Raw genomic sequence first — 24,565 nt, forward strand, 5'->3', positions numbered from 1 at the left:
TCGGGGGGCTGGCTATCACTATTCGAAACGGTCCATATGGGCAAAGCTTTTGGCTTCGGCAACCCAACCCTCACGCCCCTGCTTGTCCCGAATTTTTACCCACCACTGGTTCTGCGGTGACCGGCCGTATCTGATCTCTTTGCGCGCATAGTCATAATCGAGAATGTAGGTTTTGCCCTTGTACCAGAACAGGCTATTGCCTTCGCCCAGTCCGCCGAGGATATAAAGCGTTTCCCCTGCCTTCATATTCAACAGCGGCCCTTTGCCCTCTTTGCTGTAGCCCAGCTTGACCGACCTGAGTATCTCGACGATCCCCGGTTGTTCGGTAATGACGACCCCGGTCAGTCCTTCCACCTGCTGGCCGCGGGGTAGCCGGAACAGTGCTTTGGCCGTCAGGGATGGTTCGGCTCTGACGATCACCTCTTGCTTGGTGGTCCATGTCTTATAGGTGCAACCTTCAAACGGGCTGCGCCCCCAGTCGTAATAGGGCAGGCGCGGCTTTTCATCAGAATTTACGCTCGTGGCAAACAACGACAACAACAGCAAAAACAGTCTCATGAATCTACCTGTCCGGCGGGGCGCTCATCCGCCGGTTTGATGAATGGGGCCGCACTATATCTCAAGAGACCAAAATCCATCAAAGCAGCGGAATTATTGATTTTCACTTCAATAAAACGGGGCCCATTGGTCATGGGAGTCGGGGGCGAAAGAGGTCGAAGCGCGGCGGGAGCGGATAGCCCGCTCATTTGCCTTGTGCCATGCTGATGGCTATCAGGGCATCGGGTCGGCACTTATGGGCATCTCTCGTTCGGGCACGCGTTTGGTATTACTGCTATCGACACTTCTTCTCCCTCTTATACCCATCAGCCAAGCCGTGGCGATCAACGCGCCCCTGCGGGGATGTGTCTTCCAGTTGGCGCCGCTGGTCATCATTGATCAGCAGGGCGAGGTCTCCGGGCCGGTGATCGACTACTTTCGCCGTCATATCGAACCCGCGATCGGGCGTACCATCGAGTGGCAGGGGCTCAATGTGGCGCGGCTGCTCAGCAACCTCGAGAGCGGCGAGTGCGATCTGACCCCGCTGCTGAGTTACAGCCCCGAGCGTGCCCGTCACTTTCGCTATATCGACCCCCACCTGTTGCTGCTGCGGCCGGTGCTGGTGGTACTGGTGCCATCGCGACTTCACTCGGTCGAGCGGCAGGAAGATCTCTACGGCACTACCATCGGCTGGTCGAGTCAGGCGATCGTGCCGCCGCTGTTGCAGCATCCGCAGATCCACATCGACACCCTCTCCCAGCTCAGCTGGGAGCATGGCAACATGCAGAAGTTGCTGCGTGGGCGCATCGATGCCGCGCTCTTCTCCAACGATATTTCCGCCAACCATTTTCGTGCCAAGCTCCCTGCGGCGACCCGCCTCATCTACCTGCCGGTCACCCCGCTGCAGGTGCATATCGTGCTGAACAAGTCATTGGGGGATGGCAATCCCGAGCTGGTGCAACAGATGCGTCAGATGGTGGAGCGGGTGCCGCTCGCCTCGCTGGTGGAGCCAACCCCGCGGCTGTGGGGGCGTTGAGAGGGGGTTGCGTGCAATAATCTACAAGTCCAAGGCCCGCTTCTGGTGTATCTATAACCCATGAATACCACCGATTCCCTTATCCGCTACTGGCAATCCCCGCACCTGCCGGGGGTCGAGCTGTCACACTCCCACCACAGGGCGTTCAGCTATGGCCGCCATGTCCATCTCGACTACCATATCGGGCTGGTGCAGCGGGGTGGCCAGAAGTTTATCCACAAGGGAAACAGCCACCATCTGGTGCGCGGGGTGCTCTCTACCGTCAACCCGGACGAGGTGCACGACGGCCTCAGCCTGTTGCCGGAAGGGTATGAGGTGCGGGTCTTCGCCATCGATCCGCAGCAGCTGGCGCTCTGGCTGCCGGAGCAGCCGGAACCCTTCTTCGACAAGGGATTGCAGAGCCGCCCCGACCTCTATCAGGGTTTTGCCCAGCTGCACGGCTATCTCGACAACCCCAAGGCCGATGGTCTGCTGATCGAGAGCCAGCTGCTTGCCCTGCTGGGGGAGCTGCTGCATCTGGCCCCCGAGGTACACCAGCTGGCCGATCCCCAGTTGCGATTCCTGCGCGACTACCTGATGGCGGCCCTCGACGAGCCCCACTCGCTGGAAGAGCTGGCGGGGCTGCTCGGGCTCGATCGTTTCGCCTTCCTGCGCCAGTTCAAGAAGCGTAGCGGCATGACCCCCTACGCCTGGCTGAAACGGCTGCGGCTGGAGCAGGGCAAGCGGTTGCTTGCGAGCGGCATGGCGGTGAGCGAGGTGGCGCTGGCGGTCGGCTTCTTCGATCAGAGTCACTTCCACCACGGTTTTCGCCAGGCATTCGGTCTGACACCCGCCGAATTTCGTGCCCAGATGCAATCTTTTACAAGCCGCGCCCCCCGCTGATCCGCCATGCTGGCTCTCCGTCGTTAAAGCGAGAGTTGTTATGCTGACCAGTCTGTTCGTTACCCTCGGCCTGATGCACCTGATTGCACTGGCCAGCCCCGGCCCCGATTTCGCCCTGATCCTGCGTACCAGCCTGCACCGGCCGACCGCCCTTGGCGCTGCGCTGGGCATCTCGCTGGCGATCATGGTGCACGCCACCCTGAGCCTGACCGGGATCAGCATGCTGATCGCCAGTCACCCGCTGCTGTTTATGGTGATCAAGTGCTGCGGCGCCCTCTATCTGGGCTGGTTGGGGTGGGGCGCCCTGATGGCGGCTCGCCAGCAGAGCAGTACCGTGATGGCCAGCGCCGCCAACGAGCTGCGCGGCTGGGGCAGGGGCGTGCGCACTGGCCTTGCCACCAATCTGCTCAACCCCAAGGCGCTGGTGTTCTTTATCGGTCTGCTGGCCGCCATGGTGACGCCAGAGGTGGATGGAATGACCCGCAGCCTGCTGGTGGGCGAGCTCTTCATCATCTCCCTCTGCTGGTTCGGGCTGCTGGCGTGGAGCCTCTCCACCGATCGTGCCCAGCGCCTGCTGCTGCGGGTACAGCGGCCGCTCAATCTGGTGACCGGCGTGCTGTTTGCGGTGGTCAGCCTCTCCATTCTGGCGAGCATGGGGGCCGAGCTGGTGGCCTGACGTGTCGGCGCATGGGCCTATACTCCAACAAGGTTTACCTGTCAGGAGTGCCCGGCCATGCGTCTACTGCCTCTTTGCTGGTTGCTGGGGATGACCCCGGCGCTGGCGGCCCCGGTTCAGCTCAAATTGCTGGAGTGGGGCTATCTGCCTGCGGGTTATGAACAACAGTTTGCCGACTACGCCAAAGCCCATGGGGTGGAGGCGACGGTCAGCCGGATCGAGCCGCTGCTGACCGATTTCGACAGCGTCTACCGCGCCCTGCGCACCCGCAGCGCCGATGTGGTGCTGCCGACCAGCTACTTCTACAAGGCCCATCACCAGCCGCTGTTCAAGCTGCTGCTCCCCATCGATTTCAGCCGCCTGCAGCACTACCCCGAGGTGAAGCCTGCCCTCAAGAACACCGAGTATGACAAGCAGGGGGAGCGCAACTACTCGGTGCCCTTCTCCTACGCCATGTTCAGCCTCGCCTATGACAGCAAGCAGGTGCCGCAAGCGCCCACCAGTTGGCAGGTGTTTGCCAACAGCTCGCCGCCAGGCCAGTTTGCCGAGTTCTGCGACCAGTTCGAGCCGCTGCTCTTTTCGGTGCTGCTTTCGCTGGGCAAGTCGCCCGCCCTGTTTGCCAGCGGCGAGATGCTGGCCGACAAGACCTTGCAGCAAGAGGTGGAGCAGCAGCTCTCGCAGCGGCTGCGAGCCAGTCGCGGCTTCTGGTTCAATCAGGCCAACCGCTGCGAGGATCTGCGCCAGCAGACCTTTGCCACCACCTGGGGGCTGGAGCTGGTGGAGTGCAACAAGCAGAACGATCAGCAGTGGCGGATCGCTATGGTGCAGGAGGGGGCCATCTATGCCCTCGATGCGATCTCCATCGCCCGCCATGTCGGGGATGATCCCGCTCGGCTCAAGGCCACCTACCTGCTGGTGGATTTTCTGCTGAGCGCGCCGCTGCAACGCCAGATGCTGGTGGGCACGCCCACCATCTCGGCCAGCAATATGGCCTCCCGGCCGCCCCTCAGCCCGCAGGAGCAGGCGGTGCTGCCGGATCGCCCGCTGCCGGAGTTTGACGAGCGGCTGCTGGTGCCCGCGCTGCCCGCCCATATCAAGAATCGCTACAAACGGATGGTGCAGCAGGCGATCGTCGCCAGCGGCAAAGAGGGGCTGGTCAAGCAGTGCCCCTGGGATCTCGATAACTGATGAATGAGCCTGCCGCTTCTCCGGTGGCAGGCAAGTTTGCGCAAGATGGATGATGATCGGTCATCGCCCGTTCCAGGGCATTTCCCCGTTCAACTCACGCCGCTCGCGGGCTCGCATCGTTTGAAAAAACTGTGCGCTTCCCGCAGTCCCATTGAGCCGGATTAAACAATCGAACCCTCGCCAGATTGCCGTCCATATCCTGGCTGACCCTGTACAAAAGTGCCTCAATTGTGACAACTTGGATGTGAGCTGAACAATCCTGATCTGTTGCTTGTGGGAAGGTGATGAATAGGTTATTTCTCTGTGACATTGGCGGCATCCGGCACGGGTTCTCCAGCCATGTGGTGCGAAATCCACAGCAAAAACAAACAGTAAAATGCAGGAGCAAATATGAAAAAGGTCGTGATGGTTGCCGTGGCCGCGGCGCTGCTGGGTGGCTGCGCCGTCAAGAATCAGGTCTCCCACAGCTTGCAGGCGATCCCGCTGACTGCCTTCCAGCAGAGCGAGAGCAACCCCAATCAGCGCGTCTACAAGGAGCCGGGCGTTGACCTGCGCCAATACAATGAGGTGTTGCTCGATCCGCTGCAGTTTATCCGGCAGGAGAACGGCCAGTGGTATCTGCTGACCGCCAACGAACAGAACCAGATTGGCCGCTACTACCACGACAAGTTCCAGAGCGAGCTAATCAAGCAGGGCGTCAAGATCGCCACCGCCCCCGGCCCGAAAGTGATGCGGATCCAGGCCGCCGTCACCAACTTCGACCTGACCCGCCCCGACCCCAAGCTGCGTGACCTGCTGCCGGCCAAGATCGCCATCAATGTCACCCGCGAAGTGATCGGCAAGGAGCCCTATCTGCTCAAGGTGGGCAGCATGGCCCAGCTGCTCGACTCCCAGAGTGGCAAGCTGCTGGTGCGGGTGATGGATGCCCGCGAGAGCACGGATACCACCCACAAGGATGAGCCCATCACCGCCGGGGAGATGGAGAAGATGATCGACCAGTGGGCGGCCAGCCGCGCCAAACAGCTGGCGGACAATCTGGGGAAATAAGAGCGGGAAACAAGAGCGGAAAATCAGCCTCAGAAAACCGGTGCAGACAGATCGAGAGAGGGAGCCTGCGGCTCCCTATTTTGTCTCCATTATTCGTCATCACCACGGTTGCTGATATGGCTGCACAGCCCTTGCCGAATGGGGAATCTGCCCGCAGCCGAGTCCGCCGTTTCGCCGTCAGCGGGGAAACTGGCAGCCGATTTCTGCTTTTCTCATCCGCATTCAGGCAGTTAGGATGACCCTTCCCGTGACTGCATCCGCATAGAAAAGGAACCGCTATGAATCGCCACCCCTGCATCAAACACTGGAGCGAGCTGCAAGAGCAGACGCCGCGCTACTACTCCGGCAGTCAGGAGCCCCTTTCTCGCGGCTGCGCCCTCGGCAAGCACTTCGGCTTTAGCCGCATCGGCATTCACCACGAGATTGTCGAGCCGGGCCATCGCACCAGCTGGCCCCATGCCGAAAAGACCGAGGACGAGTTTGTTCACGTGCTGGAAGGGACGCCGGATGTCTGGCTCGATGGTGTGCTCTATCGGCTGCAACCGGGGGACTCGGTCGGTTTCAAGGCCGGTGACGGGCTGGCCCACGCCTTTATCAACAACACCGAAGAGACTGTCCGGCTGCTCTGCATCGGCGATACGGATCGGGAGGACAACCGCATCCACTACGCCGTGCATCCCGAGCGCAATATCACCCTCGGCAAGCTGCACTGGGATGACGTACCCGCGCGCGAGCTGGGTGATCACGACGGCCTGCCCGACAAGCTGCGCGAGAGCAACGGCCCCTTCTAGGGCGGAGCTTTTCTGCGCACCAGCCCAGCACCACCCGATATGAAAAAGCCTGCCGCTTGGCATAATTCTGATCAGTTAAGGAGCCATTGACCGATCCTTCTGTTGTGTGAAAATCCGAAACCTGTTGATTGGTTTCGGATTTTTTATGCGTATCGACCAGGCTCTCGATTTCCTGCACGCCAGCAATGCTGCTCAGTTTGAGTCACTCTCAGACCTCATTCCTCCCGAGCTCATCACGACGCAGCTCGCCGAAGAGAATGTCGTGACCCTGCGTCGCCGCCGCATGCCCATGGAGCGTCTGGTCTGGGCCATCATCGGCATGGCTATCTTCCGCCACGTTCCCATGACTCAGCTGGTCAATCAGCTCGATATCCTGTTGCCCGGCGACCGCCCCTTTGTCGCCCCCAGCGCCTTCCTGCAAGCTCGCCAAAAACTGGGGGACAAGAGCATCGAACGCCTGTTTCACGAGACCGCTTCGCGCTGGCAGCAGCAGGCCAATCATCCCGGTTGGGCCGGGCTGCAACTGCTCGCCGTCGATGGCGTGATGTGGCGCACACCCGATACCCCGGACAATGCCGCCGCCTTTGCCAAGCCCGGCACCCTGCATGGCGAGACCGCCTATCCGCAGGTGCGCATGCTCTGTCAGATGGGGCTGACCAGCCACCTGCTTGTTCAGGCGGTCATGGAGAGCTGCGCCGTCAACGAGATGGTGTTGGCCGAGCAGCTTGTCGCGCGCACACCAGACCACTCGCTGACTCCGTTCGACAAGGGGTTCTACTCCCTCGGTCTGCTCCACACCTGGCAAACCACTGGCAGCGAGCGGCACTGGCTGCTGCCACTCAAAAGAGGCACCCAATACGAGATGGTGCGCAAGCTGGGGCGTCAGGATGCACTGGTCTTACTGAAAACCAGCCCACAGGCGAGGAAGAAGTGGCCGCAACTGCCAGAGACGCTAGAAGCCCGTTTGCTGACCCGCAACACCAGCGGCAAGGAGCGCCAAGTATTGACCTCCATGGTCGACCCGATGCGCTTCCCGGGGGCCGACATCGTTGAGCTCTACAGCCACCGCTGGGAAATCGAGTTGGGCTATCGGGAGATGAGGCACAGCCTGCAACAACACCGGCTGACCCTGCGCAGCAAGAAGGCGGCGGGGATACGGCAAGAGCTGTGGGGCGTGCTGCTGGCGTACAACCTGCTGCGCAGCCAGATGGTAAAAATGGCGGCGAGTCTGAAGGGATACACGGTGAGTCAGCTGAGTTTTCACATGGCGTCGGTCTATCTTATCCATGAACTGAGCTGCATGCCGTACCTGTCACCGGGGAGTATCCCGAAGCAGGTGGCGGAGCTGGATAAGCAGGCGGGGCAGTTTGTATTACCGACCCGAAGGGAGCGGAGTTACCCCCGCAGTGTGAAGGCAAGACCACAAAAGTATGCGGTGCAAAAAGCCAATAAAAACAATGCCAGTCAGGCTTAACTGACTGGCATTACGCTCATCGAGCGGGGCTTTTGCATTCAGAAAGGCCGGATAAATCAGGCTTTCCACGCTTTCCAAGTGTTGATCAGACCGTTGGTGGAGCAGTCGTGGCTGGTGACAGCCTCGTTGTTGCCCAGCTCCGGCAGGATCTTGTTGGCCAGCTGTTTGCCCAGCTCCACACCCCACTGGTCGAAGGAGAAGATGTTCCAGATTGCGCCCTGTACGAAGATCTTGTGCTCGTACATGGCGATTAGGGCACCCAGGGTTTTCGGGGTCAGGCTCTTGAACAGGATGGAATTGGTCGGGCGGTTGCCTTCGAACACCTTGAACGGCACCAGATCCTTGACCTGCTCCAGGGTTTTGCCAGCCGCCAGAAACTCGGCTTCAACCTCTTCCTTGCTCTTGCCGAAGGCCAGTGCCTCGGTCTGGGCGAAGAAGTTGGCCAGCAGTTTCGGATGGTGGTCACCGATCGGGTTGTGGCTGATGGCTGGTGCCAGGAAGTCACAGGGGATCAACTTGGTGCCCTGATGGATCAGCTGGTAGAAGGCGTGCTGGCCGTTGGTGCCCGGCTCACCCCAGATGATGGGGCCAGTCTGGTAGTCAACCGGCTTGCCGTTGCGATCCACGTACTTGCCGTTGGATTCCATGTTGCCCTGCTGGAAGTAGGCAGGGAAGCGGTGCATGTACTGATCGTACGGCAGAATGGCTTCGGACTCGGCACCGTAGAAGTTGTTGTACCACAGGCCGATCAGCGCCAGCAGTACCGGCACGTTCTGCTCATAGGAGGCAGTTGCGAAGTGCATGTCCATCTCGAAAGCGCCTTGCAGCAGGGCTTCGAAGTTCTCGAAACCGACAGACAGGGCGATGGGCATGCCGATGGCAGACCAGGAGGAGTAGCGGCCGCCAACCCAGTCCCAGAATTCGAACATGTTGTTGGTGTCGATGCCGAACTCGGCCACGGCCTTGCCGTTGGTGGAGAGGGCTGCGAAGTGCTTGGCAACGTGGGCCTTGTCACCGGCGATGTTGATGAACCAGTCGCGGGCGGTCAGGGCGTTGGTCATGGTCTCCTGGGTGGTGAAGGTCTTGGAGGCCACCAGGAACAGGGTGGTTTCCGGATCGATCTTCTTCAGGGTCTCGGCGATGTGGGTGCCATCGACGTTGGAGACGAAGTGCATCTGCAGATGGTTTTTGTAGGGGCGCAGTGCCTCGGTGATCATTACCGGGCCCAGATCGGAGCCACCGATACCGATGTTGACCACATGCTGGATCGCTTTGCCGGTGTAGCCTTTCCACTCGCCGGAGATGATCTTCTCGCAGAAGCCCTTCATCTTGGCCAGTACGGCGTTCACTTCCGGCATCACGTCCTTGCCATCGCACTCGATGGGGCGGTCGGAGCGGTTGCGCAGGGCCACGTGCAGTACGGAGCGGCCTTCGGTCATGTTGATCTTGTCGCCATTGAACATGGCATCGATCGCGCTGCGAAGATCGGTCTCTTTGGCCAGATCAACCAGCAACTTGAGGGTTTCTTCGGTGATCAGGTTCTTCGAGTAATCAACCAGGATGTCGCCGCCGAAGGTAAGGGAAAACTTGTCAAAGCGCTTCGGGTCCTGTGCGAACAGATCCTTGAGTCGGGTCTCTTTGTTTGCTGCAAAGTGGGCTTCCAGTGCCTGCCAGGCCTGGGTTTGGGTTGGATTGATATTTTTCATAGGATTCCTGAAATGCCAAGTTGTGTTTGAACCTTGCAGGCAAGGTCCCGCCAAACCTTATTATCCGAGCATTATAGCGAGCCGATCGGGCGGCCCGTGTAACAGAGTTTTACCGATTGTCTTTTACCGCAATGGGTCACTGTCGGGAGCATACAACCAGAACATTGGGATTATGTGTCACGAAAGCAAGGCGGATCTTGCGCTTGCTCATGATTGGGGCCACCCCGATAGCCTGAAATTGTTTTCATCCGGTTGGCGTGGTTATGCATCGACATTGCCATGGGCTGGGGCCAGAAACGACAATGCCAGCCCGAGGGCTGGCATTGTCTGTTGCAGCAGAACCGCGATCACGCCTGCGGTTTTTGCATGTGCATCACCATCTGCGGGAAGGGAATTTCGATCCCTTCGGCATCAAAGGTCAGTTTCACCTTCTCGTGGAAGTCGAACCAGACACCCCAGTAGTCAGCGGTTTTCACCCAGGGGCGCACCACGATATTGACCGAGGAGTCGGCCAGCGCGGCAACGGCGATGGTAGCGGCCGGATCTTTCAGGATGCGCGGCTCTTCGCTTACCAGACGCTCCAGGATCTGTTTGGCCTTGCGCAGGTCAGAACCGTAGCCGATGCCAAAGGTCATATCGACGCGGCGGGTATCCATACGCGAGTAGTTGACGATGGTGCCGTTGAGGATGGCGGAGTTCGGGACTACCACCATCTTGTTGTCACCTGAGGTGAGGGTAGTGGTAAAGAGCTGAACGGACTGTACTACACCCGCGGTACCTGCCACTTCGATAAACTCGCCCGCCTTGATGGGGCGGAAGATGATCAGCAGGAAGCCGGCAGCGAAGTTGGAGAGCGAGCCTTGCAGCGCCAGACCGATGGCCAGACCGGCGGCACCGATAATGGCGACGAAGGAGGCGGTCTGCACGCCGACACGGCCCAGCGCGGCGATCACTACGAACACCAGAATGGCGTATTTGAGGATGCTGCCGACGAAGTGGGTGACTGTGGTGTCCAGCTTGCGGGCCTGCATCACCTTGACCACGCCACCGCTGATGAGGTTGGCGGCGATATAGCCGACCAGCAGGGTCAGCAGGGCGGCGGCGATATTGACGCCGTATTCGATCAGCAGTCCCTGATTATTGACCAGCCAGGTCTGCGCTTCGGTAATGATTTCGGGTTCCATAGGATGTCCTGTCAGGTTCTAAAAGGTTTATGGTGGATAAATCTAACACCGCAGCGCGACAGTACGGGTCGCATCTGGTACTTCTTTTCTGCCATAAAAACCTGACACAAAAAAGAAGGGAGGCCAAAGCCTCCCTTCTTTTTGCTGAATGATGCGAAAAAACCATCAGCTCTGCAGCAATTGGCTGCGGATAAATTGCCACTGATCTTCGAAACCGGCGGTCGGCTTGAGCTTGAACTCGGAGCGCACGAACTGGCTGATGCGGCCTTCGGTGTAGGCCAGCAGCAGATTGGCCAGCATGGTCTCGTCGAGCTGGAAGCCTTGACCCTCGCGCAGCCGCTTTTCGCGCAGTACCTGCTTGATCTGGGTCTCCAGCTTGTCAAACAGGATGCTGATGCGATCCCGCAGCCGGTCGTGCTCGCCCAGCAGGGCATCGCCATTGAGGATGCGGGTGATGCCGGGATTGCGCTCGGCGAACACCAGCAGCAGCTGCAGGATGTGGTGGCAGCGCGCCATGGTGTCTTTCTCTTCCGCCATGATCAGATTGACCCGTGACAGCAGGGAATCCTCGATAAAGTCGATCAGCCCTTCGAACATCCGCGCCTTGCTGGGAAAGTGTCGATAGAGGGCTGCTTCAGAGACGCCGACCTCGGCCGCCAGACGGGCCGTGGTGATGCGCTGGCCGGGACTGGTTTCCAGCATATGGGCGAGCGCCTGCAGGATCTGATCGCGCCGACTCTGTTTCTGATTACTGCTTGCCATGGATTCCCCTAAAAAAAACAATGGCTTGATTCTGTTATTAGACACCGCCCATCAGGCTGGTGTGGTCTGTTATTGGCGACCAGAAGAACCAAAACCACCTTCACCCCGTTCGCTCTGGTTGAACTCATCGACCAGTTGGAAGCTGGCCTGAACTACCGGCATGATCACCAGCTGGGCGATGCGCTCGCCGGGTTGCATGGTGAACTCATCCTTGCCGCGGTTCCAGACCGAGACCATCAGCTGACCCTGATAGTCGGAATCGATGAGACCGACCAGGTTGCCCAGCACGATGCCGTGCTTATGGCCGAGACCGGAGCGGGGCAGAATGGTGGCACACAGACCCGGATCCTGGATGTGGATGGCCAGACCGGTCGGTACCAGAGTTGTATCGCCCGGAGCCAGAGTCAGCGGTGCATCCAGCAGAGCGCGCAGGTCCATGCCGGCAGAGCCGGGAGTAGCGTAGGCGGGCAGCGGGTACTCGGTACCGATACGGGCATCCAGAATCTTCAGTTCAATTTGTGTTGTCATGAATCGCTTTTTCAGTTGGATCTTGTGTTGGCGCCCCTCTTGGCAAGGCGGGGCGCCGTGAGTCTTGTTCTTTCGGGACGCTTAGCGCCGATAGTGACACGCAATCAGGGCAACCAGATGACGGGCCAGCGTCAGCTTGTCGGCCAGCGGCAGAGGCGCCTGGCCCCCTTGCCAGAACACGGTCAGGGCGTTGTCATCGGCGTTGAAGCCTTGCCCCTCGCGGGATACATCGTTGGCGGCGATCATGTCCAACCGCTTTCGCTGCAATTTATCGAGGGCGTATTGTTCCACATCCACGGTTTCGGCGGCAAATCCGACAGTGAAGGGTTTATCTGAAAGGGCGCCGACGGCAGCAATGATGTCGGGGTTTTTCACCAGCTTCACCACCATCTGATCGTTGTCACCGCTCTTCTTTATCTTCTGGCTGGCGACCTGCTCGGGGCGATAGTCAGCAACCGCGGCGCAGCCGATGAAGAGGTCGCATTCGCCCACCCGGCTCATTACTGCCTGGTGCATCTGCTCGGCGCTCTCGACATCGACGCGGGTGACCCCTGCCGGAGTGGCCAGCGCTACCGGGCCGCTCACCAGCGTCACTTCTGCGCCCGCTTCACGAGCGGCGCGGGCGATGGCGTAGCCCATCTTGCCGGAGCTGTGGTTGCTGATGTAGCGGACCGGATCGAGCGCCTCGCGGGTCGGGCCGGCGGTCAGCAGCAGCTTGACGCCCGCCAGCAAGGGCTCGGCGGCCAGCTGCTGGCAGCAGCGCTCCACCAGTTCGAGGGGGTCCAGCATCCGGCCCGGGCCCACATCGCCACAGGCCTGGCTGCCGGCATCCGGTCCCCACAGCAGAATGCCGCGGCTGGCCAGGGTCTTGAGGTTGGCCTGGGTGGCAGCGTTGAGATACATCTGCTGGTTCATGGCGGGCGCCAGCGCGATGGGCGCCGGAGTGGCCAGACAGAGGGTGGTCAGCAGTTCGTCGGCCATGCCTGCAGCCATCCGCGCCATCAGGTTGGCGCTGGCGGGGGCGATCAGTACCAGATCGGCCCACTTGGCCAGCTCGATATGGCCCATGCCCGCTTCGGCAGAGGGATCCAGCAGGCTGTAGGCCACCGGATGACCGGAGACCGCCTGCAGGGTCAGCGGGGTGATGAACTCCTTGGCGGAGCGGGTCATCACCACCCGCACTTCGGCGCCCTGATCTTTCAGGCGGCGTACCAGCTCGGCACTCTTGTAGGCGGCGATCCCGCCACTGACACCCAACAGGATGCGTTTATCGGCCAATCTCATCTGCTGTTTCTCTATCCGGCTCATTCTGACTGGTCGGCTAAGATACCACAGGCAATGGATGACGACAGGGGTTGGCATCAAGGGGTGTGGTCGGGCGCGCGCAATTTTTTGCTATGTTTTTTCTCAACAGGGATGAGGGAGAGACAAATGAGCATCAAAGAGTGGCCGGAAGATGAACGCCCCAGAGAGAAGCTGCTGCGTCAGGGGCCTGCTGTGCTCTCCGATGCCGAGCTGCTCGCCATCTTTCTGCGCACCGGCGTCAATGGCCTGAGTGCAGTGGATCTTTCACGTAATCTATTGAATCAATTCGGCTCTTTACGCAGTTTGCTGGGGGCGGATCAACGGGCATTCTGCGAGGCGCACGGCCTTGGCCCGGCCAAATATGCCCAGTTGCAGGCGGTGCTGGAGATGGCCAGACGCCATCTGGCCGAGCAGTTGCAACGGGGTGATGCCCTCACCTCGCCCCAGCTGACCCGCGACTATCTGCAGGCCCAACTGCGGGATCGGCCGCGCGAGGTGTTTGCCCTGCTGTTGCTCGACAATCAGCACAGAGTCATTCAATTTGTTGAGCTTTTTTTCGGCACAATCGATTCGGCGAGCGTCTGGCCAAGAGAAATCGTGCAGATCGCGCTCAAACATAATGCAGCCGCGGTGATTCTGGCGCATAATCACCCGTCCGGCGTCGCCGAGCCCAGCAGGGCCGACCGCCAGATCACGGATCGGATCACGGCCGCTTTGGCCCTGATCGATATCAGAGTGCTGGATCACTTGGTGATCGGTGATGGCATCACGGTTTCTTTTGCCGAGCGCGGTTGGCTATAACTGTGCTCTGGCACCGTATTAGTTGATCTTTGATCACGGATGCTGTATAAAATGCCGCCTTCTGTTTGCCCCGCAATCGAAGGCCAGCGGGGCAGATATTTGCTCGAGCAATGAAGTAAGATTTGGAGAGACTGACATGTCTAGAGTATGCCAAGTAACCGGCAAGCGCCCGGCAGTTGGTAACAACCGTTCGCACGCTAACAACGCCACCAAGCGTCGTTTCCTGCCGAACCTGCACACTCACCGTTTCTGGGTTGAGAGTGAAAAACGCTTCGTAAGCCTGCGCGTATCCGCAAAAGGCATGCGTATCATCGACAAGCGTGGCGTTGAAGTGGTTCTGGCTGAACTGCGCGCCAGCGGTGTTAAGGTATAAGGAATTAGATCATGGCTAAAGGTATTCGCGAGAAAATTCGCCTGAACTCCAGCGCCGGTACTGGTCACTTCTATACCACTACCAAAAACAAGCGCACCATGCCCGAAAAAATGGAGATCAAAAAGTTTGATCCCGTTGTTCGTCAGCATGTGATCTACAAGGAAGGCAAAATCAAGTAATTACTTGATGCTGCATTCCCAAAAACCCGGCTTCGTGCCGGGTTTTTTTATGCGCCGAATTCAGTACACTGCCGGTTCAAAGGGAGGCTTGCCATGTTCAAATTGAGCCGCAAAGGCTGGAATAACGTGATCATCGTGGTGGTGCTGATCGTGATCACCCTGTTGCATCGTATGGAGACTGCCCAGCAGGAGAACAGCGCCAAGCGGGCTCGCCCCTTGCTGCCGGATGCGTCCGTGGTGCTCACCTGGCAGGGGCCGAGCTGGCAGATTGAGCGGATCGGTCAGGGCTGGCGCAGCGTGCCGGATTTGGGGCTCGACACGGCTCAGCTGGATGCCCGTCTGGCACGCTGGCAGAGCTGGTTGATGCCCCCCGGCGAGGTGGTGCGCGGTACCCCGGTGACCATCAAGGTGTGGATTGCCGGCCAGAGCGATCCGGTCGAGATCGGCCTCTATCAGAACAGCGGCCAATATGGCGCCCAGCTGCCGTCCGGTCTCTGGCTCGCCCTCACTGCCGAACAGTATCGCGATCTGCTGCGTCCTGCCCCCTGAGTTCCTTTTCCTTGCGAGGTGCCAATGCCTGAATTGCCAGAAGTTGAAGTCAGTCGTCAGGGGATCTCCCCCTGGCTCACCGGTATCAAGGTGACGCGCGTGGTGGTGCGGGATGGCCGCCTGCGCTGGCCGATCCCCGGTGAGATTCAGGAGCTGGTGGACCTCACCATCCATCGGGTGCGTCGCCGTGCCAAATACCTGCTGCTGGAGACCGATTTCGGCACCGCCATCCTTCATCTGGGGATGTCCGGCAGCCTGCGTGTACTGGATATCGGCACCCCGGCCGAGAAGCACGACCACGTGGATATCGAGCTGGAGAATGGCAAGCTGCTGCGGCTCAACGATCCGCGCCGCTTCGGCGCCCTGCTCTGGACCAGGGAACCGGCCGAAGCCCATGCGCTGCTCGCCAAGCTGGGGCCCGAGCCGCTCACCGATGCCTTCAGTGCTGATTACCTGCGTGAGCGCGCCAAGGGACGCAGCACCGCCATCAAACAGTTCCTGATGGACAATCAGGTGGTGGTCGGGGTGGGCAACATCTACGCAAACGAGGCGCTCTATGCTGCCGGCATTCACCCCAAACGGGCGGCGGGCAATATCAGTGCCGAGCGGCTGGGAACCCTGGTGGCCGAGATCAAGCGCGTGTTGGCCGAGGCGATTCGCCAGGGCGGCACTACCCTCAAGGATTTCACCAGCGCCGATGGCAAGCCGGGCTATTTCGTGCAGCAGTTGCAGGTTTATGGTCGTGGCGGTCAGCCCTGTTTCCACTGCCACACCCTGCTGACCGAGACAAGAATGGGCCAGCGCACCACGGTTTTTTGCAGTCATTGCCAGCGCTGAGCGCACTTTTTGCCCCGATCCGGGGGAAGTTGTAACAGCGTATTTCCACTCTGTTGAAGATTTGCACAGCTGTCACTAGTATCCCGACCGTTCAGGCGGTTTGAGAATATAAAAATGACAGTTAAATCAATAGACTGGGAATATTTATCCCGGCAGGAGCGCTATTGCGCAAAATCCATGGCCCGCTTCCTCTACCCCGAGGGATGTGACCGGAAAACCTTCAATCGCGGCAAGTTCGTGCTGCGCAGCCTGCTCTATCGCAAGTCGCTGAGTCGGGTCTTCAGTCTGTTTCAGTGCGACTCGCTCAAGGCGCTGCCAGCGGTCTATCCCGAGCTGCTCGACAAGCCGATGCGACCCTATCGCTTCGCCTGTGCCAGCGCCCGTGAGCGGGCCGAGATGCTGGAAAATCACTATCGGTTGCTGCTGGAGTGCTACCCGCAGCTGATCGACCCCCTCTATCTGGGCGAGGGGATCGCGCTGGGGCACTATCCCCAGAGCGGCTGCCGCATTCTGCTGCGCCACGATGGCACCTTCCGCCGCGAGGCCGAGCTGGCGCTATCCATCGTCAATGGCGAGGGACAGCGCCTCTACAGCTGTGCCTTTTCGCTGGCGGGCAGCGTGGATCGTTTGATTCTGATGATCGGCTCCATGCAGGGGCCGGAGCCTGCGGTCGACAATGCCCAGGATCGGGTGCGCGAGCTGACCAAAGAGGGACACGGCCTGCGGCCCAAATCCCTGCTGGTGCAGCTGGTGCTGCAACTGGCGCAGGCCATGGGGGCGGCAGAGGTGCTGGCGGTGCGCAAGCGGGCCCACGTGTTTCAGGCCAAGCGCTACAGCAGCAAGCAGAAAGCCAACCTGCAGGCCGATTACGACGAGCTGTGGCAGGAGTTCGGCGCGCAGGATGTGGATGCCAACTTCGTCGCTCTGCAAGCCCAGCCGCGCAAGCCGCTGGAGGAGATCGCCTCCAAGAAGCGGGCCATGTATCGGCGCCGCTACGAGTGGCTCGATCTGCTGGTGCAGGAGATGAATGAGCGGTTTGCCCGTCAGTAACCGGCAAGCAGGCTGACCTCTCTATAACGAGACAGATACAACAAGGGCTACCCGTGGGTAGCCCTTGTTCGTTGTTGCCGTCGGGAATGGCCAGTGTGGAAGGGGATCACCCTTTCTGTTTGGCGGCGATGGCTTGGGCCACCACGGGATCGACAAACTGGCGGATGTCGCCACCGTGCAGCGCCACCTCTTTCACCAGAGTGGAGGAGATAAAGGAGTTCTCCTCCGCCGGGGTGAGGAAGACGCTTTCCAGCTCCGGCATCAGGCGGCGGTTCATATTGGCCAGCTGGAACTCGTACTCGAAGTCGGAGACGGCGCGCAGGCCGCGGATCAGCACGTTGGCCTGATGCTCTTTGGCGAAATCGACCAGCAGACCGGAGAAGCCCACCACCTTGACGTTGGGAAGCGTGCTGGTCACTTGCTGGACAAGCTGGACACGTTCTGCCAGATCGAACAGCGGGCGCTTGCTCGGGCTGTTGGCGACACCGACCACCACCTCGTCAAACAGCTTGGCGGCGCGGCCGATGAGATCGGCGTGGCCATTGGTAACGGGATCAAACGTCCCGGGATAGATCACCCTGGTAGTCATCTTTGTGGTCCTGCAACCTGGAAATTTGGTCGCATTATAAGGTCGTCGCTTGAGAATAGCAGTGCATCAGGCAAGAATACGCCATCGCGCATCAAGCCTCCTTGCATTGGTGACAGGGAGCAAAGGGATTTTTTATGAAACGTATTCTGGTCGTTCGCAATGACAAGATTGGTGACTTCATGCTGGCGTGGCCTAGCTTCGCCATGCTCAAAGGCTCCATGGAGTGTCATGTGACTGCCCTGGTTCCGGCCTACACGGCGCCGCTGGCCCGGCTCTGCCCCTGGATTGACGAGGTGATCATCGATCCGGGCGTGCGGGCCGACAAGGAGCAACAGCGAGCGCTGCTGGCGCGGATCAAGGCGGCGGCGTTCGACGCGTCCATCTGCCTCTTCTCCAACTCCCGCAACGCCATGCTGGTGTGGAAGGCGCACATCCCTTACCGGCTGGCACCGGCGACCAAGCTGGCGCAGGTGCTCTACAACCAGCGACTGGTACAGCGCCGCTCCCGCTCCCAAAAGCCGGAGTCCGAGTACAACCTGGAGCTGATCCGCCGCTTCCTGGCCGATCAGCAGGTGGCCGTGGTGGAGCCCAAGACCCCCTTCCTGCAGTTCGATGAGGAGACTCTGCGGCAGGTGCGCGAACAGCTGGCACTCAAGCTCAAGCTCGATGCCAGCCGCCCCTGGCTGATGGTACACGCCGGCAGCGGTGGCTCGGCCAACAACCTCTCCATCGAGCAGTACGCCCGCATCATCATCAAGCTGAACCAGGCCTGCCCCGAGCTGCAGTGCGTGCTGACCGCAGGCCCGGGCGAGGAGAAGATGGCCGAACAGCTGGCGGCCGAGTTGCTGGCCCACGGTGGCAACGGCTGGATCTACCGCTCCAGCGATGGTCTGCCGATGTTCTGTCAGGTGCTGGCCAACGCCGCCCTGTTTATCGCTGGCAGTACTGGCCCGCTCCATATCGCTGGCGCGCTCGATGTGCCGACCATCGGCTTCTTCCCGATGCGCCGCTCCGCTACTCCGCTGCGCTGGAAGCCCCTCAACAGCGAAGGTCGTCACCTCGCCTTCAGCCCGCCGGAGGATAGCGACCATCCTGAGGATATGAGTCAGCTCGATCCCAAGACCATGGTGCCGGTGATGGCCCGCTGGGCGGCGCCTTTCTGGCGCAAATAACGTATGCAGCAATGCAAACAGGGCCCCTCGGGGCCCTGTTTCGTATGACGGTTATTCCGGCTGCTGCGGTTGCTGGCGCACCCAGAGGTCGGCGTATTTGACGAAGGTAGAGTGGGCGGAGAGGATCGCCAGCAGCAGCCCCTGCTTGCCATCGAGGAAGCCCGCTTTGAGCAGGTACATCTTGAGGAAGCAACCAACAGCATGGATCAGCCCCTGACTGAGGGAGCCCTTCTTGCCGCGAGCGGTGCGCTGATCGGCCCAGGCGCGGGCATAACCGGCCGATTTGACCAGATAGTGCTCCAGATCCCGATAGGTGAAGTGGAGCAGGTCGCCATGAATATTGACGATCTTCATGTTGGCCCGTACTTCCACCTTTTCGTGCACCAGCGCCTCGTTGTAGCTGGTGAGTGCCTTGGGATAGAGGCGCAGCACCCGATCCGGATACCAGCCACTGTGGCGGATAAAGCGGCCAAACACCCAGGAGAGGCGCGGGATCGAGTAGATGGTATCGCTGGCCGGATTGGCCATCACCTCAGCGATGGCGGTTTTCAGCTCGGGGGTGAGCCGCTCGTCGGCATCCAGCCACAGCACCCAGTCGGATTGCACGTGGGATTGGGCCAGCCGGCGCTGTTTGCCAAAGCCCGGCCACTTGGCGTTGACGAAGAAGCGGGCGCCAAATTCGGCGGCGATGGCCGGGGTCTCGTCCTGACTGCCTGAGTCCAGAATGACGATCTCGTCCACCAGTCCGTCGAGGGAGGCGAGGCACTTGCGCAGGTTGTCGGCTTCATTCTTGACGATCAGAACGGCAGCCAGAGTCGGTTTTTTCACGAATGTGGGCTCACGGTTATTGCCCGGCTGGCGGGTCGAATGCGTATTGATGGGCCATTCTAACGGAAAAACGGGCCAAAGAGAGAGCCGCCATTGCCCGTTTCTATCAGCTGTTTGCCTGCTCGGCTGGCGTTGCATCTCTTCAGAAGACCTGTGGAAAAATGAGACGGCAGGGGGGATTGCCAAGGATCTTCTGTTATTTATCCAGTCATTCTTGGGGCATAATCTCGCCCAGTGATGATTAACAGCCGGGCCAGACCCGAGAGAAGACGCGTAATGAAAATATTGGTGATCGGCCCCTCCTGGGTCGGCGATATGGTGATGTCCCAGAGCCTCTACAAGGCGATCAAGGCCAACCATCCGGAGTGCGAACTGCACGTGATGGCCCCCGCCTGGTGCTGCGCCCTGCTGGAGCGGATGCCGGAGGTGGACAAGGCGATCACCATGCCCCTTGGCCACGGTGACTTCAAGCTGGTGGCACGCCGCCGCCTCGGCAAGCAGCTGGCCGCCGAAAAATACGATCAGGCCATCGTCCAGCCCAACTCCATGAAGTCGGCGCTGATCCCCTGGTTTGCTCGCATTCCGGTGCGTACCGGCTGGAAGGGCGAGAGCCGCTACGGCCTGCTCAACGACCTGCGCAGCAACAAGTCCGCCTTCCCGCTGATGGTGGAGGGCTATCTGGCGCTCGCTTATCCCAAGGAGCAGATGAAGAGCCGGGCCGATATTCCGACCATTCCGCATCCGGCGCTCCATGTCGATCTGATAAACCAGAGCAAGGCGCTGGAGCGGCTGGGGCTGGATCGCGCCCGCCCGGTGCTGGTGCTCTGTCCCGGCGCCGAGTTCGGCCCGGCCAAGCGCTGGCCGGAGGGGCACTACGCCGTGGTGGCCCAGCAGCATCTGGACGAAGGATGGCAGGTGTGGATCTTCGGCTCCAACAAGGATGTGCCGGTGGCCAACACCATCCGGGATCGGGTCAACCTGCTGACTCGCCCCAACTGCCACGTGCTGGCGGGCAAGACCAGCCTGCACGAGGCGATCGATCTGATGGCGCTGGCCAGCCGGGTCATCTCCAACGACTCCGGCCTGATGCACATCGCCGCCGCCCTCAACCGGCCGCTGGTGGGCGTCTATGGCTCCACCTCGCCGCTCTACACCCCGCCGCTGGCGGATCGGGTCGAGATCGTTCACACCGACATCGAGTGCCGCCCCTGCTTCAAGCGCACCTGCAAGTTCGGCCATCTCAAGTGCCTGATCGACCTGGCGCCGGAGCAGGTGGTCGATGCCTGCAAGAAGCTGGAGCAGAGTCAGTAAGATGCCCTACCGTCTGCTCTACAACCTGCTGATCCATCTGGGATTGCCGCTGGCGCTGCTGGCCCTCTACAAGCCGAAGAAAGGCAAGCCCGGCTTTGGCAAGCGCTGGGCCGAGCATCTCGGGCGGCTGCCCGTCACCGGACAGGAGGCGCCGCTCTGGATCCATGCGGTGAGCGTGGGGGAGACGCTGGCCATTACACCGCTCATTCGTGCCCTCAAGGCGGAGCGGCCCGATCTGCCGATCCTGCTCACTACTACCACCCGCACCGGTGCCGATCAGGCTGCCAAGCTGGGGGAGCTGGTGATCCATCGCTACGCGCCGCTCGACTACCCCTGGGCCATTGCCGCCTTTCTCGACACCTTCAAGCCGCGCGCGCTCTGGGTGATGGAGACCGAGCTGTGGCCGAACTGGCTGGCCGCCTGCGAGGCGCGCCATCTGCCGGTGACCATCATCAATGCCCGCCTCTCCGAGCGTTCCTGCCAGCGTTATGCCCGCTTCCACGGCGCCTTCGACGCCCTGAGCCGGCCGTTGACCCATCTGCTCTGCCAGCATCAGGATGACGCCGACCGCTTCGCCCGCCTCGGCATCGATCGTTCGCGGCTGGCGGTGACCGGCTCCATCAAGTTCGATATCCAGTTTGGTGCCGAGGTGCAGGCCAAGGGGCGCGCCCTGCGCCAGCAGCTGGGCGCCGAGCGGCCGGTCTGGATCGCCGCCAGCACCCATCTGGGTGAGGACGAGCAGGTGCTGGCCGCCTTCGATCTGCTGCTCAAACGCCATCCCGATGCGCTGCTCATTCTGGTGCCACGCCACCCCGAGCGGTTCGACCGGGTGGCCGAGCTTTGTGCCCCTTACGGCTGCGTGCGGCGCACCAGTCATGCTGCGGTTGGAGCACAGGATAAGGTCTATCTCGGCGATACCATGGGTGAGCTGCCGCTGATGCTGGCGGCGGCCGATGTGGCCTTCGTCGGCGGCAGTCTGGTGAAGATCGGCGGTCACAACCTGCTGGAACCGGCAGCGCTCGGCAAGCCTTGCCTTACCGGCCCCGCCTACTTCAACTTCAGCGACATCACCCGCCAGCTGGTGGCTCAGGGGGGCGCCGCCATCGTGGCCGATGCCGCCGAGCTGGGCGAGCAGGTGAGCCAGCTGTTTGCCGACGAGAGCACCCGCCGCGAGATGGGCGAGCAGGCCCGCGCCGTGGTGCTGCGCAATCAGGGTGCGCTGGCGCGCACCCTCTCGCACTGCCTCACTGCGCTGGAAAACGACTGAACCCATGATGAGCACCGCACTGGCTCTCGATTTTCAACTGCAAAAGCGTCAAAGCAGCTGATCCCCGTTTCACACGTCATCAAAGAGGCAACCATGTTCAAGGCTCTGTTACTGGAAAACCAAGACGGCAAGACTGTACCGACTCTGACCCGGCTGGCCGAAAGCCAGTTGCCGGAAGGTGAAGTGCGGGTGGCGGTCGCTTACAGCTCGATCAACTACAAGGATGGGCTGGCCATCACCGGCAAGGGCAAGATCGTGCGCCAGTGGCCGCTGGTGCCCGGTATCGACTTCGCCGGTACCGTGCTCGAATCTGCCGACAGCCGCTATCAGCCCGGCGACAAGGTGGTGCTGACCGGTTGGGGCGTGGGCGAAGGCCACTGGGGCGGTATGGCCGAACAGGCGCGGGTCAAGGGGGACTGGCTGGTGCCGTTGCCCGCCGGGCTGGATGAGCGCCAGGCCATGTGCATCGGTACCGCCGGTCTCACCGCCATGCTCTGCGTGCTGGCGCTGGAAGAGGCGGGCATTACTCCCGCAAGTGGCGAGGTGCTGGTCACCGGCGCGGCAGGCGGTGTTGGCTCCACCTCGGTTGCCCTGCTGGCGGCCCTTGGCTATCAGGTGGCAGCGCTGACCGGTCGGCCCGAAGAGCAGGGCGCCATGCTCACTGCGCTGGGTGCCAGCCGCATCGTGCCGCGCAGCGAACTGCTGGTGCCCGCCAAACCGCTGGAGAAGCAGCTATGGGCCGGTGCCATCGATACCGTCGGCAGTCAGGTGCTGGCCAAGCTGCTGGCCCAGATGAACTATGGCGGCGCTGTGGCAGCTTGTGGGTTGGCGGGCGGTTTCGATCTGCCGACCAGTGTGATGCCCTTTATCCTGCGTAATGTACGGTTGCAGGGGGTCGATTCGGTGATGTGCCCGTTTGAACGTCGTCAACTGGCGTGGCAGCGACTGGCACGGGATCTGCCCGCCAGCTTCTTTGAGCAGGCGGTTACCGAGATTGGGCTGGAGCAGGTAGTGGAGGCCGCCGAGGCCATTACGCAAGGCCAGATCGCAGGTCGCACTCTGGTCAAACTTTGAACTCTCTCTGACTGGCGAGCCCGACAATTCCGGATAAAATTGGAGTGCGGGTGAACTATCCAAGGAGAGTGAAGATGGGTGGACACAAGCCGGATTACGACTCCTCTGATGATGATTGGGAGCCGGATTCCTGGGAAGAAGAGCTGGATCAGTGGGAAGATGAAAGCTGGCAAGATGATGACACTTTCGATGACCAGTGAACCACGGCATTGAACGAACAGGCGGGCTTTGGGCCCGCCTGATTTTTTTGCCGCGCTCACATGGCTGAGCGTTCGTCCTTGGTCAGGGGCGGGGCGCTGGGTAGAATGAACTGCCCAAATGACGCTCAAGGATGACTATGCGACTCACCATCATATTGTTGGCTGCCCTGCTGGGTGGCTGTGTCTCCAACGATGATCCCTGCGAGAAGGTGTGGAGTGAGGTGGGGGAGGCGGATGGCAAGCTGGGCTTCACCACCGAGCGGATCGAGTTCCATCAGGGGCAATGTGGCAAGAAGGTGGATGCCGAACTGTGGAAGCAGGGACATCAGAAGGGATTGGCATGGTATTGCCGCCCTGAGCATCTCTATCTGGCTGGCCGCTCAGGCGAGGAGTATCGCGGCGTTTGCCCGAATGATACCCAGGCACGCAGATTGTTCGAACAGGGGCGTCAGGGGTGGACCGATCAATAACGCCCTGACAGGGAGGGGCGTTACTCCTCTTTCAAACGCAGCGGCTGGCAGAGGTAACCCTTGTCATTGGCACTGCGGGCGCACTTGCTGCAGACAAACTTGGGTTTGCGGACTATCTTGCGCAACGCCTTGAGATCGGTGGGGATCTCGTGACGGCGCCATTCACACAGGGTTTTGCTGCCCATAACGACTACCTCTACGACTTGACGGCCGTATTGTAATCGATTTTCATTTCGAATAAACCGACAAAGCTCGCTTATTGGCCGATATGCCAATAAGCGATTGTTTCGAGAGGGATTACTGGTAGAGGAACTTGGTGAAGATAAGCTCGCGTACCGCTTTCTTGCCGGTCTCTTTCACCAGCAGTTCGTTGACGGTTGTCTCGCACTCCTTGCGCAGCTCTTCTCGGTTGGTCAGGGACTTCACTTGATCGGCATTTTTGCTGCCAATCAGGCGGATGATGGCATCGCGGATCAGCGGGTCATGCTGCTCCAGCAGCTTGAGATCGGCTTCGTTTTCCGCCATCAGCTCTACTGTGACCCGGATATAACCGAGGGTTTTGCTATCACTCAGGTAGTTGGTGATGATGTCGGGATCGAGTGCATGGTAGGAGAAACCGGGCTTGGCAGCCCCCTCTGTGCCCTCGGCGGGCGGCTCATCTTCAGCCAGAGCTTGCTGCTGCAGGGCGCCACAGCTCAGTAACAACACCAGCAGAATTTTGAATATCTTCATATAGATGGCTCATCAGC

Annotated in this window: 29 protein-coding genes; 19 read left to right on the forward strand and 10 right to left on the reverse strand. The window is 60.5% G+C overall.

Going from position 1 to position 24,565, the window contains the following annotated elements; all coding sequences use genetic code 11:
• Positions 1 to 18 precede the first annotated feature (18 nt).
• A complete protein-coding gene (locus ACB040_RS16200) occupies positions 19 to 558 on the reverse strand; it encodes a hypothetical protein (protein ID WP_371155577.1) in 540 nt (179 codons plus the stop codon).
• A gap of 316 nt (positions 559 to 874) precedes the next feature.
• Between ACB040_RS16200 and ACB040_RS16205 the strand changes: the two genes are divergently transcribed.
• The 7 genes from ACB040_RS16205 (at position 875) to ACB040_RS16235 (ending at position 7,631) form a co-directional block, all read left to right on the forward strand.
• Positions 875 to 1,573, forward strand: a complete 699-nt coding sequence (locus tag ACB040_RS16205) for a substrate-binding periplasmic protein (RefSeq protein ID WP_371155579.1) — start codon at positions 875 to 877, stop codon at positions 1,571 to 1,573.
• A 60-nt stretch (positions 1,574 to 1,633) separates the two neighbouring features.
• Complete coding sequence (locus ACB040_RS16210; protein ID WP_005357044.1) at positions 1,634 to 2,455, forward strand: AraC family transcriptional regulator; 822 nt, start codon at positions 1,634 to 1,636, stop codon at positions 2,453 to 2,455.
• Positions 2,456 to 2,495: 40 nt separating this feature from the next.
• Positions 2,496 to 3,131 (forward strand): LysE family translocator, encoded by a 636-nt coding sequence (locus ACB040_RS16215; protein WP_058059345.1) that lies wholly within the window; start codon positions 2,496 to 2,498, stop codon positions 3,129 to 3,131.
• A 57-nt stretch (positions 3,132 to 3,188) separates the two neighbouring features.
• A complete protein-coding gene (locus tag ACB040_RS16220) occupies positions 3,189 to 4,319 on the forward strand; it encodes a spermidine/putrescine ABC transporter substrate-binding protein (protein WP_371155582.1) in 1,131 nt (376 codons plus the stop codon).
• 390 nt (positions 4,320 to 4,709) lie between these two features.
• The gene (locus ACB040_RS16225) at positions 4,710 to 5,366 is read left to right on the forward strand and encodes a DUF3313 domain-containing protein (protein ID WP_021230722.1); all 657 of its coding nucleotides are present in this window, start codon (positions 4,710 to 4,712) and stop codon (positions 5,364 to 5,366) included.
• Positions 5,367 to 5,644: 278 nt separating this feature from the next.
• Entirely contained in the window at positions 5,645 to 6,157 is a 513-nt protein-coding gene (locus ACB040_RS16230; protein WP_236293487.1) for a cupin domain-containing protein, read from the forward strand.
• Positions 6,158 to 6,302: 145 nt separating this feature from the next.
• Positions 6,303 to 7,631, forward strand: a complete 1,329-nt coding sequence (locus ACB040_RS16235) for an IS4 family transposase (RefSeq protein ID WP_371155584.1) — start codon at positions 6,303 to 6,305, stop codon at positions 7,629 to 7,631.
• 56 nt (positions 7,632 to 7,687) lie between these two features.
• Here the strand turns inward: ACB040_RS16235 and pgi are convergent, their stop codons facing one another.
• The 5 genes from pgi to coaBC all read right to left on the reverse strand — a co-directional run bounded on the left by pgi (position 7,688) and on the right by coaBC (position 13,095).
• Complete coding sequence (pgi, locus tag ACB040_RS16240) at positions 7,688 to 9,337, reverse strand: glucose-6-phosphate isomerase (RefSeq protein ID WP_005339491.1); 1,650 nt, start codon at positions 9,335 to 9,337, stop codon at positions 7,688 to 7,690.
• Positions 9,338 to 9,684: 347 nt separating this feature from the next.
• Positions 9,685 to 10,521 (reverse strand): mechanosensitive ion channel domain-containing protein, encoded by an 837-nt coding sequence (locus ACB040_RS16245; protein ID WP_005339493.1) that lies wholly within the window; start codon positions 10,519 to 10,521, stop codon positions 9,685 to 9,687.
• Between the two features lie 165 nt (positions 10,522 to 10,686).
• Positions 10,687 to 11,283, reverse strand: coding sequence for a nucleoid occlusion factor SlmA (slmA, locus tag ACB040_RS16250; RefSeq protein WP_005339495.1), 597 nt, complete (start codon positions 11,281 to 11,283; stop codon positions 10,687 to 10,689).
• 69 nt (positions 11,284 to 11,352) lie between these two features.
• On the reverse strand, positions 11,353 to 11,811 hold the full coding sequence (gene dut / locus ACB040_RS16255) for a dUTP diphosphatase (RefSeq protein ID WP_005339498.1): 459 nt from the start codon (positions 11,809 to 11,811) through the stop codon (positions 11,353 to 11,355).
• 81 nt (positions 11,812 to 11,892) lie between these two features.
• Positions 11,893 to 13,095 carry a bifunctional phosphopantothenoylcysteine decarboxylase/phosphopantothenate--cysteine ligase CoaBC gene (gene coaBC, locus ACB040_RS16260; RefSeq protein ID WP_371155588.1) on the reverse strand — a complete coding sequence of 401 codons (1,203 nt, stop codon included), beginning with the start codon at positions 13,093 to 13,095 and terminating at the stop codon, positions 11,893 to 11,895.
• 147 nt (positions 13,096 to 13,242) lie between these two features.
• Between coaBC and radC the strand changes: the two genes are divergently transcribed.
• From radC to ACB040_RS16290, 6 genes are all read left to right on the forward strand, one after another.
• The gene (gene radC, locus ACB040_RS16265; protein WP_047434157.1) at positions 13,243 to 13,917 is read left to right on the forward strand and encodes a DNA repair protein RadC; all 675 of its coding nucleotides are present in this window, start codon (positions 13,243 to 13,245) and stop codon (positions 13,915 to 13,917) included.
• Positions 13,918 to 14,053: 136 nt separating this feature from the next.
• The gene (rpmB, locus tag ACB040_RS16270; RefSeq protein WP_005307492.1) at positions 14,054 to 14,290 is read left to right on the forward strand and encodes a 50S ribosomal protein L28; all 237 of its coding nucleotides are present in this window, start codon (positions 14,054 to 14,056) and stop codon (positions 14,288 to 14,290) included.
• 11 nt (positions 14,291 to 14,301) lie between these two features.
• Positions 14,302 to 14,469: a 50S ribosomal protein L33 gene (gene rpmG, locus ACB040_RS16275; RefSeq protein WP_005307500.1), complete on the forward strand. Its 168-nt coding sequence runs from the start codon at positions 14,302 to 14,304 to the stop codon at positions 14,467 to 14,469.
• 93 nt (positions 14,470 to 14,562) lie between these two features.
• Positions 14,563 to 15,018 carry a hypothetical protein gene (locus ACB040_RS16280; RefSeq protein ID WP_371155590.1) on the forward strand — a complete coding sequence of 152 codons (456 nt, stop codon included), beginning with the start codon at positions 14,563 to 14,565 and terminating at the stop codon, positions 15,016 to 15,018.
• Between the two features lie 24 nt (positions 15,019 to 15,042).
• A complete protein-coding gene (gene mutM, locus ACB040_RS16285; protein WP_021231536.1) occupies positions 15,043 to 15,855 on the forward strand; it encodes a bifunctional DNA-formamidopyrimidine glycosylase/DNA-(apurinic or apyrimidinic site) lyase in 813 nt (270 codons plus the stop codon).
• 177 nt (positions 15,856 to 16,032) lie between these two features.
• Positions 16,033 to 16,905 carry a VirK/YbjX family protein gene (locus tag ACB040_RS16290; RefSeq protein WP_371155592.1) on the forward strand — a complete coding sequence of 291 codons (873 nt, stop codon included), beginning with the start codon at positions 16,033 to 16,035 and terminating at the stop codon, positions 16,903 to 16,905.
• 106 nt (positions 16,906 to 17,011) lie between these two features.
• Here ACB040_RS16290 and coaD read toward each other — a convergent pair whose 3' ends face one another.
• Entirely contained in the window at positions 17,012 to 17,494 is a 483-nt protein-coding gene (coaD, locus tag ACB040_RS16295; protein ID WP_040069411.1) for a pantetheine-phosphate adenylyltransferase, read from the reverse strand.
• A 134-nt stretch (positions 17,495 to 17,628) separates the two neighbouring features.
• On the opposite strand from coaD, the gene ACB040_RS16300 reads away from it, so the two are divergent.
• Positions 17,629 to 18,666: a glycosyltransferase family 9 protein gene (locus tag ACB040_RS16300; protein WP_058059076.1), complete on the forward strand. Its 1,038-nt coding sequence runs from the start codon at positions 17,629 to 17,631 to the stop codon at positions 18,664 to 18,666.
• Positions 18,667 to 18,717: 51 nt separating this feature from the next.
• On the opposite strand, the gene ACB040_RS16305 is transcribed toward ACB040_RS16300, so the two are convergent.
• Complete coding sequence (locus tag ACB040_RS16305; protein ID WP_005357395.1) at positions 18,718 to 19,494, reverse strand: glycosyltransferase family 2 protein; 777 nt, start codon at positions 19,492 to 19,494, stop codon at positions 18,718 to 18,720.
• A gap of 276 nt (positions 19,495 to 19,770) precedes the next feature.
• Here ACB040_RS16305 and waaF point away from each other — a divergent pair, with 276 nt between their 5' ends.
• From waaF to ACB040_RS16330, 5 genes are all read left to right on the forward strand, one after another.
• Complete coding sequence (gene waaF, locus ACB040_RS16310) at positions 19,771 to 20,805, forward strand: lipopolysaccharide heptosyltransferase II (protein ID WP_064335094.1); 1,035 nt, start codon at positions 19,771 to 19,773, stop codon at positions 20,803 to 20,805.
• Between the two features lies 1 nt (position 20,806).
• Complete coding sequence (waaA, locus tag ACB040_RS16315) at positions 20,807 to 22,072, forward strand: lipid IV(A) 3-deoxy-D-manno-octulosonic acid transferase (RefSeq protein ID WP_371155596.1); 1,266 nt, start codon at positions 20,807 to 20,809, stop codon at positions 22,070 to 22,072.
• Between the two features lie 93 nt (positions 22,073 to 22,165).
• Positions 22,166 to 23,146: an MDR family oxidoreductase gene (locus tag ACB040_RS16320; RefSeq protein WP_115522532.1), complete on the forward strand. Its 981-nt coding sequence runs from the start codon at positions 22,166 to 22,168 to the stop codon at positions 23,144 to 23,146.
• A 74-nt stretch (positions 23,147 to 23,220) separates the two neighbouring features.
• Positions 23,221 to 23,346 (forward strand): hypothetical protein, encoded by a 126-nt coding sequence (locus tag ACB040_RS16325; protein WP_005339521.1) that lies wholly within the window; start codon positions 23,221 to 23,223, stop codon positions 23,344 to 23,346.
• Positions 23,347 to 23,483: 137 nt separating this feature from the next.
• A complete protein-coding gene (locus tag ACB040_RS16330; protein WP_005339523.1) occupies positions 23,484 to 23,816 on the forward strand; it encodes a DUF2799 domain-containing protein in 333 nt (110 codons plus the stop codon).
• Positions 23,817 to 23,836: 20 nt separating this feature from the next.
• Here the strand turns inward: ACB040_RS16330 and ACB040_RS16335 are convergent, their stop codons facing one another.
• Together ACB040_RS16335 and ACB040_RS16340 are read right to left on the reverse strand one after the other, a co-directional pair.
• Positions 23,837 to 24,001 (reverse strand): hypothetical protein, encoded by a 165-nt coding sequence (locus ACB040_RS16335; protein WP_005339525.1) that lies wholly within the window; start codon positions 23,999 to 24,001, stop codon positions 23,837 to 23,839.
• Between the two features lie 112 nt (positions 24,002 to 24,113).
• The gene (locus ACB040_RS16340) at positions 24,114 to 24,548 is read right to left on the reverse strand and encodes a flagellar basal body-associated protein FliL (RefSeq protein ID WP_040069400.1); all 435 of its coding nucleotides are present in this window, start codon (positions 24,546 to 24,548) and stop codon (positions 24,114 to 24,116) included.
• Between the last annotated feature and the right edge of the window lie 17 nt (positions 24,549 to 24,565).

It is taken from the genome of Aeromonas sp. S11(2024) (assembly GCF_041402345.1).
Classification (GTDB): Bacteria; Pseudomonadota; Gammaproteobacteria; order Enterobacterales; family Aeromonadaceae; genus Aeromonas; species Aeromonas veronii.